Annotated in this window: 15 protein-coding genes; 4 read left to right on the top strand and 11 right to left on the bottom strand. The window is 54.0% G+C overall.

The window, feature by feature from the left end; all coding sequences use genetic code 11:
- The 11 genes from mraY to leuO form a co-directional block, all read right to left on the bottom strand.
- The gene (gene mraY / locus AM410_RS03245; RefSeq protein WP_008501985.1) at window positions 1-1,083 is read right to left on the bottom strand and encodes a phospho-N-acetylmuramoyl-pentapeptide-transferase; all 1,083 of its coding nucleotides are present in this window, start codon (window positions 1,081-1,083) and stop codon (window positions 1-3) included.
- Complete coding sequence (gene murF / locus AM410_RS03250; protein ID WP_073397167.1) at window positions 1,077-2,435, bottom strand: UDP-N-acetylmuramoyl-tripeptide--D-alanyl-D-alanine ligase; 1,359 nt, start codon at window positions 2,433-2,435, stop codon at window positions 1,077-1,079. Before murF ends, mraY begins: the two co-directional genes overlap by 7 nt.
- Window positions 2,432-3,919 carry a UDP-N-acetylmuramoyl-L-alanyl-D-glutamate--2,6-diaminopimelate ligase gene (gene murE / locus AM410_RS03255; protein ID WP_014168625.1) on the bottom strand — a complete coding sequence of 496 codons (1,488 nt, stop codon included), beginning with the start codon at window positions 3,917-3,919 and terminating at the stop codon, window positions 2,432-2,434. The genes murF and murE overlap by 4 nt, the downstream gene beginning before the upstream one ends.
- Window positions 3,906-5,672 (bottom strand): peptidoglycan glycosyltransferase FtsI, encoded by a 1,767-nt coding sequence (locus AM410_RS03260; protein WP_014168624.1) that lies wholly within the window; start codon window positions 5,670-5,672, stop codon window positions 3,906-3,908. Before AM410_RS03260 ends, murE begins: the two co-directional genes overlap by 14 nt.
- Window positions 5,673-5,687: 15 nt before the next feature.
- A complete protein-coding gene (ftsL, locus tag AM410_RS03265) occupies window positions 5,688-6,053 on the bottom strand; it encodes a cell division protein FtsL (protein WP_008501989.1) in 366 nt (121 codons plus the stop codon).
- Complete coding sequence (rsmH, locus tag AM410_RS03270) at window positions 6,050-6,991, bottom strand: 16S rRNA (cytosine(1402)-N(4))-methyltransferase RsmH (protein ID WP_014168623.1); 942 nt, start codon at window positions 6,989-6,991, stop codon at window positions 6,050-6,052. Before rsmH ends, ftsL begins: the two co-directional genes overlap by 4 nt.
- A gap of 2 nt (window positions 6,992-6,993) precedes the next feature.
- Complete coding sequence (gene mraZ, locus AM410_RS03275) at window positions 6,994-7,452, bottom strand: division/cell wall cluster transcriptional repressor MraZ (protein ID WP_025205427.1); 459 nt, start codon at window positions 7,450-7,452, stop codon at window positions 6,994-6,996.
- A gap of 598 nt (window positions 7,453-8,050) precedes the next feature.
- Complete coding sequence (cra, locus tag AM410_RS03280; protein ID WP_014168621.1) at window positions 8,051-9,058, bottom strand: catabolite repressor/activator; 1,008 nt, start codon at window positions 9,056-9,058, stop codon at window positions 8,051-8,053.
- Window positions 9,059-9,237: 179 nt separating this feature from the next.
- The gene (ilvN, locus tag AM410_RS03285; RefSeq protein WP_003856371.1) at window positions 9,238-9,729 is read right to left on the bottom strand and encodes an acetolactate synthase small subunit; all 492 of its coding nucleotides are present in this window, start codon (window positions 9,727-9,729) and stop codon (window positions 9,238-9,240) included.
- Window position 9,730: 1 nt separating this feature from the next.
- On the bottom strand, window positions 9,731-11,455 hold the full coding sequence (gene ilvI / locus AM410_RS03290) for an acetolactate synthase 3 large subunit (protein WP_014168620.1): 1,725 nt from the start codon (window positions 11,453-11,455) through the stop codon (window positions 9,731-9,733).
- A gap of 380 nt (window positions 11,456-11,835) precedes the next feature.
- Window positions 11,836-12,780 (bottom strand): transcriptional regulator LeuO, encoded by a 945-nt coding sequence (gene leuO, locus AM410_RS03295; RefSeq protein ID WP_108648572.1) that lies wholly within the window; start codon window positions 12,778-12,780, stop codon window positions 11,836-11,838.
- 635 nt (window positions 12,781-13,415) lie between these two features.
- On the opposite strand from leuO, the gene leuL reads away from it, so the two are divergent.
- The 4 genes from leuL to leuC all read left to right on the top strand — a co-directional run bounded on the left by leuL (window position 13,416) and on the right by leuC (window position 17,659).
- Window positions 13,416-13,502 (top strand): leu operon leader peptide, encoded by an 87-nt coding sequence (gene leuL, locus AM410_RS24315; RefSeq protein ID WP_071530973.1) that lies wholly within the window; start codon window positions 13,416-13,418, stop codon window positions 13,500-13,502.
- Window positions 13,503-13,593: 91 nt separating this feature from the next.
- Window positions 13,594-15,165, top strand: coding sequence for a 2-isopropylmalate synthase (leuA, locus tag AM410_RS03305; RefSeq protein ID WP_014168617.1), 1,572 nt, complete (start codon window positions 13,594-13,596; stop codon window positions 15,163-15,165).
- Window positions 15,165-16,256, top strand: coding sequence for a 3-isopropylmalate dehydrogenase (gene leuB, locus AM410_RS03310; RefSeq protein WP_025205430.1), 1,092 nt, complete (start codon window positions 15,165-15,167; stop codon window positions 16,254-16,256). The genes leuA and leuB overlap by 1 nt, the downstream gene beginning before the upstream one ends.
- A gap of 2 nt (window positions 16,257-16,258) precedes the next feature.
- On the top strand, window positions 16,259-17,659 hold the full coding sequence (gene leuC / locus AM410_RS03315) for a 3-isopropylmalate dehydratase large subunit (protein ID WP_047743406.1): 1,401 nt from the start codon (window positions 16,259-16,261) through the stop codon (window positions 17,657-17,659).
- The last annotated feature ends 9 nt before the right edge of the window (window positions 17,660-17,668 follow it).

Below are 17,668 nucleotides of genomic sequence, written 5' to 3' on the forward strand. Positions count from 1 at the left end.
TTAACGTACCTTCAGCGTTGCCAGGCCAATCAGCACCAGCATCAGCGAAATAATCCAGAAGCGCACAATCACGCGCGGTTCCGGCCAGCCTTTCAGTTCATAGTGATGGTGAATCGGTGCCATACGGAAGATGCGCTGACCGCGCAGCTTGAAGGACCCGACCTGCAAAATCACTGAAAGGGTTTCAACCACAAATACCCCACCCATAATCACCAGCAGGAACTCCTGGCGCAGCAGTACGGCAATAATGCCCAGCGCGCCGCCCAGAGCCAGTGAACCGACGTCACCCATAAAGACCTGCGCCGGGTAGGTGTTGAACCACAGGAAGCCCAGTCCCGCCCCGACAATCGCCGTACAGACGATAACCAGTTCGCCTGCGTGTCGCAGGTATGGAATGTGCAGATAGTTAGCAAAGTTCATGTTACCGGTGGCCCACGCCACCAGCGCAAAACCGGCGGCGACGAAGACGGTTGGCATAATCGCCAGGCCATCCAGACCGTCGGTCAGGTTTACAGCGTTACCGGTGCCCACGATGACGAAGTAGGCCAGCAGAATGTAGAACAGCCCCAGTTGCGGCATCACGTCTTTAAAGAACGGCACCACCAGCTCGGTGGCGGGGGTGTCTTTTCCTGCCAGATACAGCGCGAAGGCCACGCCCAGCGCAATCACCGACATCCAGAAGTATTTCCAGCGGGCGATCAGGCCCTTGGTGTCTTTACGCACGACCTTGCGGTAATCATCAACAAACCCAATGATGCCGTAGCCCACCAGCACGGTAAGTACGCACCAGACGTACGGGTTAGAGGGATAAGCCCACAGCAGTACGGAAACAACGATCGCGGTCAGGATCATGATCCCGCCCATGGTCGGCGTACCCCGCTTGCTGAAGTGCGACTCCGGACCGTCGTTACGCACAACCTGACCGAAGGAGAGTTTTTGCAGACGGGCAATCATGCGCGGGCCCATCCACAAAGAGATGAACAGCGCAGTCAGCAGGCTGACAATGGCGCGAAACGTCAGATAGGAAAAGACGTTAAAGCCTGAATAATATTTGACCAAATGTTCGGCCAGCCAAACTAACATGTCCCGTTCTCCTGTAATGCGTGCACAACCTCTTCCATGGCGGCACTACGTGAACCTTTCACTAACACAGTCACAATTTGTTTTTCTGTCATCAATGCCTTAAGGCGTTCAATCAGCGCGGCTTTATCGGCAAAGTGCTCGCCAACACCGCTGGCATGGCTAATCGCCTGGCTCAGTTTTCCGGCGCTCAGCACGCAATCAATACCTGCCGCTTTCGCCGCGTCCCCCACCTGGACATGGCAGGCTTCGCTTTCATCACCCAGCTCAGCCATATCGCCCACCACCAGCACGCGATAACCTGGCATCTCAGACAACACCTGCACCGCCGCGGTCATTGAGCCGACGTTCGCGTTATAGGAGTCATCCAGAAGCAGTTTGTTTTCCGCAAGCTGGATCGGGAACAGACGCCCCGGCACGGCTTTTAAATTTGCCAGACCGGTTTTAATCGCCTGATGCGACGCACCAACCGCCATCGACAGCGCCGCTGCCGCGAGCGCATTGGCGATATTATGACGACCCGGCAATGGCAGAAGCACCTCAATGCCACCGGTTGGGGTATTAAGGGTGAATTCCGTGCCATGCGAAGTCACATGAATATTGGTCGCGGTAAAATCACTGTTGGCCGCATTCGGCGAGAAGCGCCAGGTCTTGCGGGAACCAATGATCTGTTGCCAGTTCAGCCAGTCATTGTTGTCGGCATTCATAATGGCGATACCGTCTTCCGGCAGGCCGGTATAGATCTCGCCTTTAGCTTTCGCCACGCCTTCCAGCGAACCAAAACCTTCCAGATGTGCAGCGGCCAGGTTATTCACCAGCGCTGCTTCCGGGCGCGTCAGGCTCACGGTCCAGGCGATTTCGCCCTGGTGGTTTGCCCCTAACTCGATCACGGCAAATTCATGCTCTTTGGTCAGGCGAAGTAATGTCATCGGCACGCCGATATCATTGTTAAGGTTGCCTGCCGTATAAAGCGTATTTCCGCACTGGCTCAGGATGGCCGCAGTCATCTCTTTCACAGAGGTTTTGCCTGATGAACCGGTCAGCGCGACGACGCGCGTCGGTACCTGCTGACGAACCCAGGCCGCCAGCTCGCCGAATGCCAGACGGGTATCTTTCACCACGATCTGCGGCAGATCGACAGCGATTTTACGGCTGACCAGCAGCGCCCCTGCACCATTCTCCCTGGCCTGTTGTGCAAAATCATGCGCGTCAAAACGTTCGCCCTTCAGCGCCACAAACAGACAACCCGGGGTCACTTTGCGGGTATCGGTCGTCACGGCCTCGATGGTCAGATCGTGACCCAGCAGCTCGCCCTGCAGTACCGCAGCGGCCTGACTTAAGGTGATGCTAATCATGCCACGACTCCCAGCAGACGCGCGGCCGTGACGCGGTCCGAATAATCGAGACGACGGTTGCCAACAATCTGATAATCCTCATGGCCTTTCCCGGCCAGCAGCACAACGTCGTTTTCCTGAGCCTGCATGATGGCGTTGGTCACGGCTTCCGCACGGCCTTCCACCACGCGGGCGCGGCCTGCATCCAGCATGCCCGACAGAATGTCGTTAATAATGGCGCGCGGCTCTTCAGTACGCGGGTTGTCATCGGTCACAACCGGAATATCCGCGAACTGTTCAGCAATGGCACCCATCAGTGGACGTTTGCCCTTATCACGGTCGCCACCGCAGCCAAACACACACCAGAGCTTACCGGTGCAGTGCAGACGCGCCGCTTCCAGTGCTTTTTCTAGTGCGTCCGGCGTGTGGGCATAATCGACCACCACGGTCGGTTTGCCCGGCGCGCTGAACACTTCCATACGGCCGCATACCGGCTGCAGACGCTCAGCCGTTTCCAGCAGCGCGTTCATCGGATAACCCAGCGCCAGCAGCGTCGCCAGCGCCAGCAGCAGGTTGCTGACGTTAAACGCGCCCATCAGACGGCTTTCAATTTCACCGTCACCCCATGAGGAGCTAAAACGAATGGTGGCGCCACTGTCGTGATAATCCACCGCAACCGCCTTCAGCCAGCGGCCGTGGCAGTTCGGGTTGATATGGTCTTCCATCGACACCGCAACCGCATCCGGCAGCTTAGCCAGCCAGCGGCGACCGACTTCGTCGTCAGCGTTGATGATGGCCTGTCCGCTATGGTGGGTGGAGTAGAGCAGCCATTTCGCCGCTTCGTAATGCTCCATATCACCATGATAATCAAGGTGATCGCGGCTCAGGTTAGTGAATACCGAGGCGGCAAACTTCAGCGCCGCCACGCGGTGCTGCACCAGACCGTGGGAAGAGACTTCCATGGCGGCAAAGGTTGCCCCCTGCCCTGCCAGGCCGGCCAGCACGTGCTGTACGTCGACCGCGGAGCCGGTGGTGTTTTCGGTCGGGCTCACTTTGCCCAACAGACCGTTACCGACAGTTCCCATGACCGCACCGGTTTCACCCAGCAGCTGCGCCCACTGCGCCATGAGCTGCGTGGTTGTGGTTTTGCCGTTTGTACCTGTCACGCCCACCAGACGCAGCCGATCGGACGGTTCGTGATAGAAACGTCCGGCCAGCGCAGAGAGACGCTCGTTTAACTGACTGAGATAGATGACCGGCACCCCGTGCATTTCACGGATTTCACCGTCAGTTGCCTCATCTTTAGCCTCAGCAATAATGGCAGCAACACCTTGCGCAATCGCCTGCGGGATATAACGACGCCCGTCCGCCTGATGACCGACCACCGCCACAAAAAGATCGCCAGAAGCAGCCGCACGGCTGTCCAGTACCATCTCTCGCAGTGCTCGCTCCGGTGCATTAGGCACCCACGGAGCGAGAAGGTCGCGCAAATTACGATCTGCCACCTGTACCCTCGCCTTGATTAATTACAAATTCACTTTTCTCGCCCGTTGCCAGCGCATCCGGTTCGATGTTCATGGTGCGCAACACGCCGCCCATGATGGCCCCGAACACAGGCGCGGAAACGGCGCCGCCGTAGTATTTACCCGCCTGTGGATCGTTAATGACGACCACCAGCGCAAAACGCGGATTACTGGCAGGCGCAACGCCTGCGGTATAGGCAATGTATTTGTTGATGTAACGGCCGTCTGGCCCCACTTTTTTCGCGGTACCGGTTTTGATGGCGATGCGATAGCCTTTGATCGCCGCCTTCACGCCGCCGCCGCCAGGCAGCGCCACGCTTTCCATCATATGAACGACGGTACGAACGATGGATTCCGGGAAGATACGCTCACCTGGAACCGGTGGATCAACTTTGGTAATGGACAGCGGACGATAGACGCCATAGCTGCCAATCGTTGCGTAGACTCGCGCTAACTGTAACGGCGTTACCATTAGCCCGTAGCCGAAAGAGAAGGTGGCCCTCTCTATGTCAGACCACCGTTGTTTTTGAGGATATAAGCCACTGCGTTCTCCGACCAACCCCAAATTGGTCGCCTTTCCAAGCCCAAAACGTGAGTAAGTCTCTACTAACGCTGAGGACGGCATCGCTAACGCCAGCTTTGAAACGCCAACGTTACTCGACTTCTGTAAAACCCCGGTCAGGGTCAATTCGCTGTAGCGCGCCACGTCTTTAATCTCGTGGCCGTTAATACGGTAAGGGATCGTGTTCAGAACCGTGTTTTCATTGACGATGCCACGCTGGAGCGCCGTCATGACCACCATCGGTTTCACCGTGGAGCCCGGTTCGAACACGTCGGTAATCGCCCGGTTACGCATCGCATCTTTTGCGGTGCCGGTAAAGTTGTTCGGGTTATAGGACGGGCTGTTGGCCATCGCCAGCACTTCGCCCGTACTGACGTCCACCAGCACAGCGCTGCCGGATTCCGCCTTGTTGAAGGCGACGGCGTTGTTCAGCTCGCGGTAGACCAATGCCTGCAGACGCTCATCAATACTCAGCGCCAGGTTGTGTGCCGCCTGACTGTCCGTGGAAGAGATATCTTCGATAACGCGGCCGTAGCGGTCTTTACGAACAATTCGCTCGCCAGGCTGGCCGGTGAGCCATTTATCGAAGCTTTTTTCAACGCCCTCAATCCCCTGGCTATCAACGTTGGTAAAGCCAATGAGGTGAGCGGTTACTTCGCCGGAAGGATAGTAGCGGCGGGATTCTTCACGAAGGTGAATACCCGGCAGCTTCAGCTTACGAATGTAGTCCGCCATGTCAGGGTTGACCTGACGCGCCAGATAGATAAAACGCCCTTTTGGATTGGCGTTGACGCGGGAAGCGAGCTGATCCAGCGGCATTTTCAGGGCATCCGAGAGCGCCTTCCAGCGGTTATCAAGCGTAATGCCACCCGCATCGTGCAGTTCTTTCGGATCGGCCCAGATGGCTTTAACCGGTACGCTCACGGCCAGTGGACGGCCTGAGCGGTCGGTGATCATCCCGCGGGACGTCGACACTTCCTGAACGCGAAGGGAACGCATGTCGCCCTGTCGAACCAGCATGTCAGGGGCGATGATTTGCAACCATGCCACGCGTCCCAGCAGGAAACCCAGCGCCAGTAAAATGCAGCCGCAAAGCAACGCAAAACGCCAACTGATAAAGTTGGCCTGTTCTTCCTGACGTTTTGGTTTAAGCGTTTTTGCCGCTGCTCTCATGCGTCGCGTTTTCCCTTATTTTTGTACTACAATATTTTCCTGAGAAGGATCAACATGCTGCAATTGCAGCTTTTCCGTTGCGATCCGTTCAACCCGGCTGTGATCGCCGAGCGCATTTTCTTCAAGGATCAGGTTTCGCCATTCAATATCCAGCGCATCGCGTTCCAGTACCATCTGCTCGCGTTGCGCAGTTAATAAGCGTGTGTGGTGGGCAGTCGTGACCACCGTGACGGCCGTGACAATGATGCAAATGAACAGACAGAGTGGCAGTTTCCCAAACCGCAAAAGATCGTCGCCGATCACGCCAGGCAAGGCATGGCGCTCGTTGCTTCCTAACGAATCCTTAACTTTGCTTAGGGTCTCTGTCACTCTGCCGATCATGCGTTCGTCCTCTCTGCAACACGCAGCACTGAACTACGGGCGCGTGGATTCTGTGCCACTTCTTCTTCGCCCGGCATCAACTTGCCTAATGCTCGCAACTGACGGCCACCCAGCTTCCTGAGTTGTTCTTCCGTCATCGGCAGCCCCGCTGGAACCTGTGGACCGCGGCTTTGTTCACGCATAAAGCGCTTCACAATGCGGTCTTCCAGCGAATGGAAGCTGATGATGGATAACCGCCCACCCGGGGCCAGCACGTCGAGCGAGCTTTTTAGCGCCAGCTCTATTTCCTCCAGTTCACTGTTTACCCAGATGCGAACCGCCTGGAAGGTACGGGTCGCGGGATGTTTGTGCTTATCCTTCACCGGCGTCGCCGCCGCGATCACCTCGGCCAGCTCTTTCGTGCGGGTCATCGGCTCGATGCGGTTACGCTCAACGATGGCGCGCGCGATACGCTTGCCAAAACGCTCCTCGCCGAAGGTTTTGATCACCCAGGCAATATCCGCTTCGTCCGCGGTCTGTAACCACTCGGCGGCAGACTGACCGCGAGTAGGATCCATGCGCATGTCCAGTGGACCATCGCGCATAAAGGAGAAGCCGCGTTCAGCATCATCAAGCTGGGGTGAAGAGACGCCAAGATCGAGAAGGATTCCGTCGATCTTGCCCGTCAGGCCGCGCTCGGCAACATAATCAGCGAGCGCAGAGAAAGGTCCATGCACGATGGAAAAGCGTGGGTCATCGATGGTTTGCGCAACGGCAATCGCCTGCGGATCGCGATCGATTGCCAGCAGACGCCCTTCCGCTCCAAGCTGGGAGAGGATTAAGCGCGAGTGGCCACCGCGACCAAAAGTGCCATCAATGTAGATGCCGTCCGGACGAATATTCAGGCCGTTAACGGCCTCATCCAGCAGCACCGTTTTATGTTTGTAATTTTCCATCATATTTATAGAGACAAGTCCTGCAGCCGTTCCGATAATGTCGCGGAATCAGACTGCTCAGCGTCGATATCTTCCTTGACCTGTTGATACCAGGTCGTTTCATCCCACAGTTCAAACTTGTTGAACTGCCCGACCAGCATCACTTCTTTGGTCAGACCGGCATGTTGCCGTAACACAGGGGCAATCAGTAACCGGCCTGCGCTATCCATCTGACATTCACTGGCATGTCCCAATAACAACCGCTGCACGCGGCGTTCCTGCGGGTTCATGCTCGACAGTCGCGACAGCTTTTGCTCAATAATTTCCCATTCAGGTAAGGGGTAAAGCAGCAGGCAGGGGGAGTTGATGTCAATGGTGCAAACCATTTGACCCGTAGCGTTCTCAATCAGCTGGTCGCGGTATCGGGTTGGTACCGATAAACGCCCTTTGCTGTCGAGATTGACTAACGTAGCTCCACGGAACATGCCAGTCTCACCCCTCCTCACCACTTTAACCCACAAATTCCCACCTAAAGGAGTTTACGGAGCGAGGGAAAAGCTTGTCAAGCCAGGACTCTCCCTATACAGGCCCGAAAGGCCTCTATTTACAGAGATAAACAGTCCTGGTTAATAACTGCACAACTGGCGAGGCAAAATTAACGTTATGAATATTTGTAAGAAAAAAACCGAATATGCACACTAGCGTTAAGGCTCACTCAATATCATCGCAGATAAATATAAAGTGTCAGTTTGCGACGCGGGCAGCATTTTATGACAGATTCTCAGGGGATAACAGCGCCAGATTCACCCCAGGGCTCGCGAAACGCAGCGGTTGCCGTGCAAGCTGGCACAGGAGAAGGAAAAACGTCTGAATATTCATCGCCGGAAGAGGGTTTGTAACAAAATAATACAAAGACAGGCATTTAAAATCGTTTAAACGTCCTTTAAAGGAACCATTAAACGCCAAAATGAATTAAGAAAAATAGCAGAAGGTAAATTCGCAAGAATTATCCTAATTTCTCTACGGGAATTATCCCGGCGAATTATTTCGTCAAAAGGGGGCAGATTTCTCCGCCCCGTCATTTCATTTATGGCGGCTCAAAATTCCGCGATGGTAAAGATTACGTTTAATACGCGTCAGACCCGGCTTCGGTTTACGCGGCTCGTCCAGACTTGCCAGCACAATTTCCAGCACGCGTTCAGCCACATCACGATGGCGTTGAGCCACCGCCAGAACCGGGCACTGGAGGAAGTCGAGCAGCTCGTTATCACCGAAGGTCGCGATGGCCAGGTCGGAAGGCAGTTTACCCTCACGGCGTAAGGTCACATCCATCACCCCCTGCAGCAGAGCAAATGAGGTGGTGAATAACGCCTGCGGCATCGGGTGCGTTTCCAGCCATTTCTCGAAAAGCTGTGCGGCCGCTTCACGTTCATAGCTGTTGGCATAGAGGTAGTGCACCTCACGGGGATCGTCTTTCCAGGCGGTTCTGAACCCCTGTTCACGCAGGAAGCTGACTGACAGTTCAGGCAGCGCCCCCAGATACAGCACCGTTTCAGCCGGGAAGGTTCTCAGCTCTGCCGCCAGCATCTCGGCATCATCCTGATCGGCACCGACGACGCTCGTGAAATGCTCCCTGTCGAGCGCACGATCCAGCGCCACAATCGGGAATGGGTCGTTCGCCCAGCGTTGATAGAATGGGTGTTCAGGCGGTAAAGAGGTGGAGACGATGATGGCATCGACCTGACGCTGGAGCAGATGCTCAATACAGCGCATCTCGTTGTCGGGCTGGTCTTCCGAGCAGGCAATCAGCAACTGATAGCCACGCTGGCGCGCCTGACGTTCAAGATAGTTGGCGATACGGGTATAGCTGGTGTTTTCCAGATCCGGGATCACCAGGCCAATAGAGCGGGTGCGTCCGGCACGCAGGCCAGCTGCGACAGCATTCGGATGGTAGTTATGTTCACGAACCACCGCCATAACTTTTTCAACGGTCTTATCGCTGACACGGTACTGCTTTGCTTTACCGTTAATCACATAGCTGGCCGTTGTTCGTGACACGCCGGCTAGCCGGGCGATTTCATCCAGTTTCACAATTGCCCCTTAAAAAATGAAAAGAGTCCATGGCCTTGGCAAGGTTATGGTTAAATCTTTTAACATCTAAACGCAGAATAGCCTTCGCGGCAACCGCTTTTATCTCTGTTGTCGGCTGATTACACAAAAAAAAGCCCGGCTTTGGTGACCGGGCAGAAAGAGGCGAACCTTTTAGACAACTAACGCATGATCTTATCGCCGCGTGACAGGCCAACAACACCCGATCTCGCAACCTCAACAATTTTTGCCACATCCCGTACAGATGCCAGGAAGGCATCCAGCTTGTCACTCGTTCCGGCCAACTGAACCGTATATATAGAAGGCGTGACGTCTATAATCTGCCCACGGAAGATATCCGTGTTACGTTTCACTTCCTCGCGCCCGTAACCGCTGGCCTGGATTTTCACCAACATGACCTCTCGCTCAACGTAGGCACCCTGCCCCAGCTCGCTGACGCGCAGAACATCGACCAGCTTATGCAGCTGTTTCTCGATCTGCTCAAGCACTTTGGCATCGCCGACGGTCTGGATGGTCATGCGCGACAGCGTCGGATCGTCAGTCGGCGCAACGGTCAGGCTTTCAATGTTATAGCCGCGCTGTGCAAAAAGGCCAATGACGCGCGACAGTGCGCCAGACTCGTTTTCCAGTAAAACAGATAATATCCGGCGCATATCAGGTTCTCTCCGTTTTGCTTAACCACATTTCATCCATACCACCACCGCGAATATGCATCGGGTATACGTGCTCGGTGCCATCAACAATGACATCCATAAAAACGAGGCGGTTATTTTTAACGTGCTCAAGCGCTTCACCGAGCTTCGTTTCGAGCTCTGCCGGATCGGTCACTCGCATCCCAATATGGCCGTAGGCTTCAGCCAGACGAACAAAGTCCGGTAGTGACGTCATGTAGGACTGAGAGTGACGACCAGAGTAAATCATATCCTGCCACTGCTTCACCATCCCGAGATAACCGTTATTCAGGTTCAGCACCAGTACCGGCAGCTCATACTGAAGGGCCGTCGACAGCTCCTGGATGTTCATCTGAATACTGCCGTCTCCCGTCACGCAGACGACGGTTTCGTCAGGCAGAGCCAGCTTGACGCCCAGTGCGGCAGGCAAGCCAAAGCCCATCGTTCCTAACCCTCCGGAGTTAATCCAGTGGCGCGGTTTATCAAACGGATAATAAAGGGCCGCGAACATCTGATGCTGACCCACGTCAGACGTCACGTATGCCTCGCCTTTCGTCAGCCGCCAGATAGTTTCGATCACCGCCTGCGGCTTAATGCTGTCGCTTTGCGTGTCATACTTCAGGCACTGACGCGCGCGCCATTGTTCGATCTGCTGCCACCAGTCACGGATCTCATCCAGCGGCTGGGAAGGCGGCTCCTGTGCCAGCAGATCCAGCATTTGCTCCAGCACCTGGCGGGCATCACCGACGATCGGCACATCCGCAGACACCGTTTTCGAAATAGAGGTGGGATCGATATCAATATGAAGCACGGTAGCGTTCGGGCAGTATTTCGCCAGATTGTTGGTGGTGCGATCGTCAAAGCGCACGCCGACGGCAAAGATCACATCGGAATGGTGCATCGTCATGTTGGCTTCATAGGTACCGTGCATACCCAGCATACCCAGAGCCTGACGGTGAGTTGCCGGGAAAGCACCCAGCCCCATCAGCGACGACGCAACGGGAAGATTGAGTTTCTCGATAAGCTCCCGAAGCTGCCCTTCACAGGCAGAATTAATTGCCCCACCACCGACATAGACTACCGGTTTTTTGGCGGCCAGCAGCGTTTGCAAGGCACGTTTGATCTGCCCCTTGTGGCCCTGCGTCGTTGGGTTGTATGAGCGCATGCTCACCGACTCCGGCCAGACATAAGGAAGCTTGTTCGCCGGGTTCAAGATATCTTTCGGCAGATCGACCACCACCGGGCCGGGACGCCCGCTTGCTGCCAGCCAGAAGGCTTTTTTCAATATCCCCGGGATGTCTTCAGTTTGCTTAACCAGGAAGCTGTGCTTCACAACGGGACGCGAAATCCCCACCATGTCGCACTCCTGGAACGCGTCGTAGCCGATCAGTGACGTCGCCACTTGGCCGGAAAGAATAACCAGCGGGATAGAGTCCATATACGCCGTGGCAATGCCGGTGATGGCGTTTGTCGCGCCGGGACCGGACGTCACTAATACCACGCCTACTTCACCTGTCGCGCGGGCCAGCCCGTCAGCCATATGTACCGCCGCCTGCTCGTGGCGTACTAAAACATGGTCAATGCCGCCTACCGTATGAAGCGCATCATAAATATCCAGGACTGCGCCTCCGGGATAACCGAACACTTGCTTCACGCCCTGATCGATTAACGATCGGACGACCATTTCCGCGCCAGACAACATCTCCATGCTTTGCCTCCAGGCATTTTGTTATAGACGAGCTGCAGAATTCATTTCCGCACCGTCTTACGACTGGGTTAAACCAATCTTATATTTTGCAGAGTGATCGTTACCTTAACCGCTCGTTATGAGGCAGGCAATTAGCAGACCGGGTGAGCTAAACGGTTCGCAAAGCAGAAAAAACAGGTATTAAGGAAGGATATGGTCAATTCATCTGGTATTAGAGGATGAGATGATTAATCATCGCTGAAAAGCGCGTCGATTCAGGAAATCATCTATTTTTGCGAGCCAGAGAGCAGTAAGAAAAAATTCACAACAGAATAAAATAACAATAACAGAGAAAAAACCAGGATAAATCACACGCGAAAATGCAATTTATCCTGATGCGCTTATCGACGGCAAATACTGATCAGCAACTCTTCCATCCACTGGTGCCCTTTATCCCGACCGGCGGCTTCATGCCAGGAGAGATAGCAGGTACGGCTATTCAGCTTGAGCGGCAACGGCAACATTTGCAGTTGTAGTTGACCGGAAAACTCCTCAGCCAGCCAGCGTGGTGCAATAGCCACCAGATGTGTCTGCGAGACCACGTTCAATACGCTGACCATTGCCATTCCCTGATAAGCAACGCTTGCCTGTTTATCCGCCGTGTCATACCACGGCAGGCTAAAGGAAGCATATCTGTCGAGCGCAACAACAGCATGCTGCTCACTATAAACGTCACTTTCCCGAAGCGGAGAATTGAGTCGGGGGTGTTTTTTACTGGCGACCAACACCATTTCATCTTTAAACAGCGGAACGCAAGAAAATTCGGGACGTCGAAATTCTTCATATCCCAGAACGAACTCGGTCTCTTGGTAGCGTAACTGATGCTCTGTGTTTTGATTTAAGGATGATTTAAAAACCAGATGGATATTGGGAGCGATCTCTTCAACTTTATTATAAATAATCGACGTCAAATAATTATCTAACGGACTGCAAACACAAAGATTGAATACACGCTCACTGCTTAAAGGTTCAAAGCCTGACCCTGGCAGCTCGTTCTGAACCAGTTGCAACGCCTGACGGATAGAGCCGAATAACTGGAATGCCCGTGCGGTAGGCTGTATTCCTCTCCCGTAACGAACGAATAACTCGTCGTTAAACATAACCTTAAGTCTGGCAACAGCATTACTGACCGCGGGCTGAGACATCCCCAACGTATGGGCCGCCCGGGTGATATTCTGCTCCTGCATGACAGTATCAAATACCGTGAGCAGATTAAGGTCCACCGTACGTAACTGCGGTTTAATCCCATCAGTAGTTTGAGGTTGTTTAATATTAATTTCTGGCACTTCTGACTCCACTGTCACGCTACACTCCCTTTGCCAACGTACTGTAATAATTCCGAAGAATATGATTTACCATGCATATACGATCAGCGAAAGAGAATTATTTTAAATTCGGAAAATATAAAGAACAGTTTAGCGAAAATGACTTTTCGCCACTGACAAACGATAAAATAAACACCACTACAAATGATATGCTTCACTTTAGGATTTGAATGAAACCATAAACTAGACCAATATACAATCGCCAGCGAGTTAATGATGTCTTAAGTATTATTAAACTGTTATTGCAGCCCCGATTAAATAAGTTAACAATCTGTAATAACCATAAGACATCCGAAGTGATAAAAAACATTCACCACATTTATAACTTAATGAAATCAAACCCATTTGCGTCCCACAGAATTGGGTAGCGAACTTTTAATTTATTCATCACAATGATATTCAATTATTTCTGCAACCTTTTTCTCAGTCCAAAATTAGACAATTTGCAGGGTCGGAAAAGCAAAACCCAGCACAATTAGCTAAAGCACATATCCTGTCAACCTGGCCAGCCGGGTGCGTTTTTGCCTGCAGGGGTTGACATGCACAGTCGTATCCAGTACCACTAAAAGCATATTGAATTTAACGGAGCACGATTCATGATTCGCACCATTCGTTTCACCGGTCTACTACTACTAAACGCATCCACTGTGCGCGGTAGACTGGCGGGCGAAATTCAGCGTTGAATCGTCACCAGTAAGACTAAAAACCCGCGCCACTGCGCGGGTTTTTTTATGCTCGTAGCAAGGCGCCCTAAGACTGACAAGGACCTAACCCATGAGCCAGCAAGTCATTATTTTCGATACAACTTTACGTGACGGTGAACAGGCATTACAGGCAAGCCTGAGTGTGAAAGAGAAACTGCAGATCGCGCTGGCTCTCGAACGTATGGGTGTCGACGTGATGGAGGTCGGTTTCCCTGTCTCTTCTCCGGGTGACTTCGAATCCGTGCAGACCATTGCGCGTACCATTAAGAACAGCCGCGTCTGTGGCCTGGCACGCTGTGTGGAAAAAGATATCGATGTTGCAGCCGAGTCGTTGAAGGTTGCCGAAGCATTCCGTATTCATACCTTTATTGCTACCTCTCCTATGCACATTGCCACCAAGCTGCGCAGCACGCTGGATGAGGTCATTGAGCGCGCGGTCTACATGGTCAAACGTGCCCGTAACTACACGGATGACGTTGAATTCTCCTGTGAAGATGCTGGCCGTACGCCGATTGAAGATTTGGCGCGCGTGGTGGAAGCTGCCATCAATGCGGGCGCTAAAACCATCAACATCCCGGACACTGTCGGCTACACCATGCCGTTTGAGTTCTCCAACATCATTACCGGTCTGTATGAACGCGTACCAAACATTGATCAAGCGATTATCTCCGTACATACCCACGATGACCTGGGGCTGGCCGTTGGCAACGCCATCGCGGCGGTGCACGCCGGTGCACGTCAGGTAGAAGGCGCGATGAACGGCATCGGTGAACGTGCAGGTAACTGTTCACTGGAAGAAGTGATCATGGCGATCAAAGTGCGCAAAGACATCATGAATGTGCATACCCGTATCAATCACAACGAAATCTGGCGTACCAGCCAGACCGTCAGCCAGATCTGCAACATGCCCATCCCGGCTAACAAGGCGATTGTGGGTACCGGCGCCTTTGCGCACTCCTCCGGTATTCATCAGGATGGCGTGCTGAAAAACCGTGAAAACTACGAAATCATGACCCCGGAATCCATCGGCCTGAACCAGGTTCAGTTGAACCTGACCTCCCGTTCCGGTCGTGCGGCGGTGAAACACCGTATGGAAGAGATGGGTTATAAGGACAGCGATTACAACATGGATCAGCTGTACGACGCCTTCCTGAAGCTGGCCGATAAAAAAGGTCAGGTATTCGACTATGACCTGGAAGCGCTGGCCTTCATCAATAAACAGCAGGAAGAGCCTGAGCACTTCCGTCTCGATTACTTCAGCGTGCAGTCAGGCTCCAGCGACATTGCGACTGCCTCGGTCAAACTGGCCTGTGGCGAAGACATTAAGGCCGAAGCGGCAAACGGCAATGGCCCGGTTGATGCCATTTACCGCGCAATTAACCGCGTCACCGAGTACGACGTAGAGCTGGTGAAATATGACCTGACGGCCAAGGGCCACGGTGAGAATGCCCTGGGTCAGGTTGATATCGTGGTCACCCACAATGGCCGTCGTTTCCACGGTGTGGGCCTGGCGACGGATATTGTTGAATCCTCCGCGAAGGCGATGGTCCACGTGCTGAACAACATCTGGCGCGCCGCTGAAGTTGAAAAAGAGTTGCAACGCAAAGCTCAGAATAAAGAGAACAACAAGGAAACCGTGTAATGTCGAAGAATTACCATATTGCTGTGTTACCGGGTGACGGTATTGGCCCGGAAGTGATGGCACAGGCGCTGAAAGTACTGGAAGCCGTTCGTACGCGTTTTGCGATGAAAATCTCCACCAGCCACTATGATGTGGGCGGTATCGCCATCGATAATCACGGTACTCCGCTGCCAAAAGCGACCGTTGAAGGGTGTGAAAATGCGGATGCAGTGCTGTTTGGCTCTGTGGGTGGCCCTAAATGGGAACACCTGCCGCCCGCCGGGCAGCCTGAGCGCGGCGCGCTGCTGCCACTGCGTAAACATTTTAAATTGTTCAGCAACCTGCGTCCGGCGAAGCTGTACCAGGGGCTGGAAACGTTCTGTCCGCTGCGTGCAGATATCGCGGCTAACGGCTTTGACATCCTGTGCGTGCGTGAACTGACCGGCGGGATCTACTTCGGGCAGCCTAAAGGGCGCGAAGGCAGCGGTCAGCATGAAAAAGCCTTTGATACCGAGGTCTATCACCGTTTTGAAATTGAACGTATCGCCCATATCGCCTTTGAGTCGGCGCGCAAACGCCGCCATAAAGTGACGTCTATCGATAAAGCGAACGTTCTGCAGTCTTCTATTTTGTGGCGTGAAATCGTCAGTGAAGTCGCGAAACAGTATCCGGATGTCGAACTGTCCCATATGTACATCGACAACGCGACCATGCAGCTGATTAAAGATCCGTCACAGTTTGACGTTCTGCTGTGTTCCAACCTGTTCGGCGATATTCTCTCGGACGAGTGCGCAATGATCACAGGCTCTATGGGGATGTTGCCATCAGCCAGCCTCAATGAGGAGGGATTTGGCCTGTACGAACCTGCAGGCGGCTCCGCGCCCGATATCGCCGGCAAAAACATTGCCAACCCGATTGCGCAGATCCTCTCCCTGGCCTTGCTGTTGCGCTACAGCCTTGATGCCGGTGATGCAGCAACCGCAATTGAAAACGCCATTAACCGTGCGTTAGAAGAAGGTGTCCGTACCGGTGATTTAGCACGCGGCACGGCGGCAGTCAGTACCGATGAAATGGGCGACATTATTGCCCGCTATGTCGCTGAAGGGGTGTAATCATGGCGAAAACGTTATATGAAAAATTGTTTGATGCGCACGTAGTTTACGAGGCACCAAACGAAACCCCACTGTTGTATATCGATCGCCATCTGGTGCACGAGGTTACCTCCCCTCAGGCATTCGACGGACTGCGTGCGCATAAGCGCCCGGTGCGCCAGCCTGGTAAAACCTTCGCGACAATGGATCACAACGTCTCCACGCAAACCAAAGATATCAATGCGTCGGGTGAAATGGCGCGTATCCAGATGCAGGAGCTGATCAAAAACTGCAACGAATTTGGCGTCGAGCTCTACGATCTGAACCACCCGTATCAGGGTATCGTCCACGTGATGGGGCCAGAACAAGGCATCACCCTGCCAGGCATGACCATTGTCTGCGGTGACTCCCACACGGCCACCCACGGCGCGTTTGGGGCCCTGGCGTTCGGTATTGGTACCTCTGAAGTCGAACATGTTCTGGCGACGCAGACCCTGAAACAGGGCCGCGCCAAAACCATGAAGATTGAAGTGAAAGGCAAAGCGGCCCCGGGCATTACCGCCAAAGACATCGTGCTGGCCATCATCGGTAAAACCGGCAGCGCAGGCGGCACCGGTCACGTGGTTGAATTCTGCGGTGAAGCCATCCAGGCACTGAGCATGGAGGGCCGAATGACGCTCTGCAACATGGCCATTGAGATGGGGGCAAAAGCGGGCCTGGTTGCACCAGACGAAACAACCTTCAGCTATGTGAAGGGCCGTCTGCACGCGCCGAAAGACCAGGATTTTATTGAAGCAGTCGCGTACTGGAAAACCCTGAAAACCGACGATGGTGCGACGTTTGATACCGTGGTTACGCTGCAGGCGGAAGACATTGCGCCACAGGTGACCTGGGGAACCAACCCGGGCCAGGTGATTTCCGTTAACGATAACATTCCTGACCCGGCCTCTTTCAGCGATCCGGTCGAGCGCGCCAGTGCGGAAAAAGCGCTGGCCTATATGGGTCTGAAGCCAGGCATTCCATTGACTGACGTGACCATTGATAAAGTGTTTATCGGCTCCTGCACCAACTCCCGTATCGAAGATTTGCGCGCGGCGGCCGAGATTGCCAAAGGCCGTAAAGTGGCACCGGGCGTTCAGGCGCTGGTCGTGCCGGGTTCCGGCCCGGTGAAAGCCCAGGCGGAAGCTGAAGGCCTGGATAAGATCTTTATCGAAGCCGGCTTCGAATGGCGCCTGCCTGGCTGCTCCATGTGCCTGGCCATGAACAATGACCGCCTGAGTCCTGGCGAGCGTTGTGCCTCCACCAGTAACCGTAACTTTGAAGGCCGTCAGGGCCGCGGTGGGCGTACTCACCTGGTCAGCCCGGCAATGGCCGCCGCTGCGGCAGTGACCGGTCATTTCGCCGATATTCGCAGCCTGAAATAAGGAGACAAT

Source organism: Enterobacter cloacae complex sp. FDA-CDC-AR_0164 (assembly GCF_003071645.1).
Classification (GTDB): domain Bacteria; phylum Pseudomonadota; class Gammaproteobacteria; order Enterobacterales; family Enterobacteriaceae; genus Enterobacter; species Enterobacter ludwigii.